Below are 3,812 nucleotides of genomic sequence, written 5' to 3'. Positions count from 1 at the left end.
CACCAGCGTAGAGCCGATAGGTCGAAAAATGTGAGTTATTCGGACCAGGGATAGAGAGTCTCACACTCGCGGTTGCCCAGTTCACTTTCAAATCGGAAAGATCCTGCTGGACTGATGAATCCGGTGAGCTGTAAAACGTGATTTTGCCTGCGATGGGATGTGGATACTGAACGGTGGTGTCAGCCAGACTTGTCGACCCGGAAGGAAATGTCACGAACCGTTTTCCCAGGTCCTGCATGAAGGCCCTGCGAACGGAGGAATACCAGGCAGGGTCCTGGTACATTTTCAAACGATCATTTAACCAGATATTTCCATCAATCCGGTCGCAAGGGTCGAGTGTGAGTGAATAATAACCTGTTTCAGCAAACAGGGCATATTGTTGGATGAGATCATAATTGCCTGGGTTGGCAGCCTGATCGATGGCACTTGCGGAGTCGCCGGTCAGTATGGTTCTGCCATTCAGACGAGGCACCAGACGGACTTTTGCCGTGATCTGATATTCCGTCCGCATATTATTATTTTCAGCGGACGTCCAGACTCCCAGAGAATTCACCTCGAGTTCTAACACGGAGTCGATCGAATCGGTGGGGGCATTAAATGAGACCGTGTAAGTGCTGCTGCCATCGGCGTCGGTGTGAAAAGTACGCTGGTATTGATCGCTGATCCCCGTCCAGTCGAGTGAAGTCATCCGGTTGAGTGCATCGGATATACCTGCGCGGGCAGCGTTCATGGCCTGATCACGCCGGGAACCGTTTTCGGAAATCTGTGTGAGTACGCTCTGAGTTTGAATAAAGGAATACGTTAAAACCAGAGACATGCTTAAGGCGAACATCACCAGAATTAAAGAGACACCCGAGCGGGATGCGCGCACGCTCTGCGACAGTCGGTGTTGACGAACACCGTCCGGCTGAGGAATGCTTACGTTCTCATGTTTAAGGTGTATACGCATATAACCTCGAACTGGATCCGAAGAACGGGAGTGCGGTTGGTGAATTCACGTCGTTCAGTGACGTACGCTCTGTGACTTCAAACTGTACCTCATAATTGACGGTCGCCTGCCGTAAGCCGCTGCTGGCACTGGCTGTTCCCTGCGGCCAGGGGAGACTCATCCAGGCACTGGTGCCGGGTGCGACTCCGCTCAGGCTGGTATCAGAGGGCGATTTGACAAGATCAAAACGAATATTTCCGATAGCAGCCCCCCAGGGTCTTCCCGACAGCATATACTGACTGCTTTTCACCCGGTTACTCAACAATGCCGATTCCGCAGAACTAGATGTAATTGCGGAACGGATTGTGTTCTTGAACGAAGAACTGTTGAAATCAATGGAAGCATTTACCGCCGGTAATGCGATCTCCACAAAATTGTGCGAATCGTTGGGATCGATGGTATAGATTAATAATTCATTGATGGTAGGCAGACGTGTCAGCATACCTTGCTCGCTGATGCCTCCAGTACGGCCCCCTGTCCAGACAACGAGTGTGTCCGGAATATCAATGCTGTTCCAGGTGTGCGTGACGACCGCCAGTCCAACCTGAGGAGGTTGACCGCTGATCTGATAAATGCCTGCTTGCGAGACCATCATTTTCATGCGATCAAATGCCGCCGTGATTTGCGCCTGGGAATCTTCAATTCCCTGCGTATGTTTCCAGGCGGTTTGCGTGGCGGTCACAATTCCACCGAGTGCGACGATCAGGATGGAAGAAATGGCCATCGACATCAGCAATTCAACGAGCGTCAAACCACGTCGATTAAACTGTTTTCGAACGGCGCAGGAATGCACACAGTCCTGCTCAATGAAGAGAGGACTTCTGGAAAACACGCGTGGTGCTGCAATCGAATTGTCAGTGTGAAAGAGGTACATAACTAAATATTCGTGTTGCTTCTGTTATCTCGAGACTGGGCGAATCAGAATTGACCGCCAGTTTGATTTTTACGGTGACTCTGCGATAGTCCGTATTGTCGGTAGTGACAATCCAGCCGGCGCTGTTATCGGGAGTGATGCGTTCCACGGTTACTTCCCGCGTAAGTCTGTTTAAAAACTCAGTGTCCGGTACGAGCAGGCTGGGACGTGCAATCGGATAGTATCCCAGAACCGTGACCGTTTCTTTTCCCAGGGCCACACCGTTTTTATTTACCGGCGGAGAAGACGACCAGTTCTGATAGTCATCCAGATCATCAAAATACTGTCGCGTAATTTTGTACGCAGGACGCGTGTCATTGGATGTTGGAAATCGGACGGCAGCAAGTTCATCCAGCATTTGATCTGCCAGGCCTGTGCCGATCGTTTTATTCAAGGCCGAGTAACTGCTGCCCAGAGAGGCACCGATGGCTGTGAAAAGAGCGGTTCCGGCAATCGCTGTGATTGTCACAGAGATCAGAGATTCGATCAGCGTTATTCCGGTGCGGCGGGATCGCTGCAACCACAATTTTCTGGTTGCCATGAGCTCTTCCAGTTCAATTCCGCTCGAGGGTGCCGACCTGCATGATGTCGGAGATCACTTCTCCAGACAGAACGCATTTCCTGAATATCAAGCACCATCAAGGCAGATGGTTTCAAGACAAAAAAAGCGCGGCAAGGTCCCCTCAAAGCTCCCAGCTTTCCTTGCCGCGCTATAGGTCCTCGCCTCTTTCAGAAGCGGAGGAAATAAATTTGATTAGTTCGTTGAGAGGTTTAGCAGCCCCTCTCTGCCAATAAAAATAGGTCACGATAATCGTTAGTCAAACGGATTTGGGCAAGATCTTCAGAAATTCGATTTTCTCCGATATATTTCGGAACATTTCCCCGCTTACAGAGCCGGGAGAATTGGTAAAATCGCTACAGCTGAAGGAGGAGAGGTCCGTGCGGCGCCGGATTCGTGGCGGAAACACATCGGATTGTGAACCGGAACGCGAAAGAGAGAATTATTGTTTCGCTTGTTCAATCAGTGATTTGGATGATAAAGCAGCCTCGCGCAACACTTCGCTTGTATTGGTGTCATTAATCAGGGATTGAATCTCTGTTAACGTTGTTTTTGCAGGAACTCCGATTTGTCCCAGGACCTTGATTGCCGCCAGTTGCACCTCACCATCTGTATCATTCAAAGCCGCTTTGATGGCATTCAATTGCTCGTCCGAATGAGAATCGAGGCTTCCCAAGGCATAAATGGCGGTAAGACGGGTATTGGGATCTGCGTGGCTCGCCAAAGTGATCAAAACAGGTGTGGCTTTGTTTCGATATTCAGGAAAGTGTGTGAGTGTTGAAGCGGCATTCACCCGGGTAAAGGGAGATTCATCCTGCAGTGCTTGTTCGAGAACCGCCGCTGCGTCCTTCGCTTCCGGTCCCAGGCCAGCCAGATACATGCTGGCCAATTCGCGTGCTGCCGGTTCTGAGCTGGTCATTTCTGCGATCAATGTAGGTATCGCCGTTTTCCCGAAGGCACTTAGTTGCTTGTCTGCCTTCAACCATTCATCAGGATCGGGTTCAGAGCGAATCGACAGCAGTTTCTGGAAGACCGCTTTGACTTCCACCTGCGGATCAACGGGCTCAATCGGCGGTGCTGCTGTTTCCGGAGCTGGTTCGGCAACCTTGTTTGAGGTATCGGCTGTGAGATCGTTTCCAATCGCAGAGGAATTCGCGCTGCTCTTCCCGGCTGCAGAGTCTGCAGAACCGCAGCCATGAAGTATTGGGAAAGAAATGAAAGCACAAATGATGGTTGCTACTTGAAAACCGTTCATGCCACTGGAGTCCATTCGCTCAAAAATCCGTTGAAATAGTTGTTTCATAGCCGAATCATAGCGGATTCTCTACTTTATGTGGAGAGAAATTCAGAAT

4 protein-coding genes are annotated in these 3,812 nt (G+C 50.4%); all 4 read right to left on the bottom strand.

Annotated elements, in window-relative coordinates; genetic code table 11:
- Positions 1–871 (bottom strand): hypothetical protein (locus tag Q0294_RS04035; protein ID WP_299461176.1); only part of this gene is annotated, 871 nt, incomplete at its 3' end.
- A 61-nt stretch (positions 872–932) separates the two neighbouring features.
- Complete coding sequence (locus Q0294_RS04030) at positions 933–1,781, bottom strand: prepilin-type N-terminal cleavage/methylation domain-containing protein (protein WP_299461174.1); 849 nt, start codon at positions 1,779–1,781, stop codon at positions 933–935.
- Between the two features lie 61 nt (positions 1,782–1,842).
- Positions 1,843–2,442, bottom strand: coding sequence for a hypothetical protein (locus Q0294_RS04025; protein ID WP_299461172.1), 600 nt, complete (start codon positions 2,440–2,442; stop codon positions 1,843–1,845).
- Positions 2,443–2,902: 460 nt separating this feature from the next.
- Complete coding sequence (locus tag Q0294_RS04020) at positions 2,903–3,763, bottom strand: HEAT repeat domain-containing protein (RefSeq protein WP_299461170.1); 861 nt, start codon at positions 3,761–3,763, stop codon at positions 2,903–2,905.
- Positions 3,764–3,812 lie beyond the last annotated feature (49 nt).

Source organism: uncultured Gimesia sp. (genome assembly GCF_937919775.1).
Lineage (GTDB): Bacteria > Planctomycetota > Planctomycetia > Planctomycetales > Planctomycetaceae > Gimesia.
This window is presented reverse-complemented; position numbering and strand designations above follow the sequence as displayed.

Coding starts and splice junctions, on each gene's coding strand:
- Q0294_RS04020 (WP_299461170.1), bottom strand. CDS start 3,763: ATGAAACAACTATTTCAACGGATTTTTGAGCGAATGGACTCCAGTGGC.
- Q0294_RS04025 (WP_299461172.1), bottom strand. CDS start 2,442: ATGGCAACCAGAAAATTGTGGTTGCAGCGATCCCGCCGCACCGGAATA.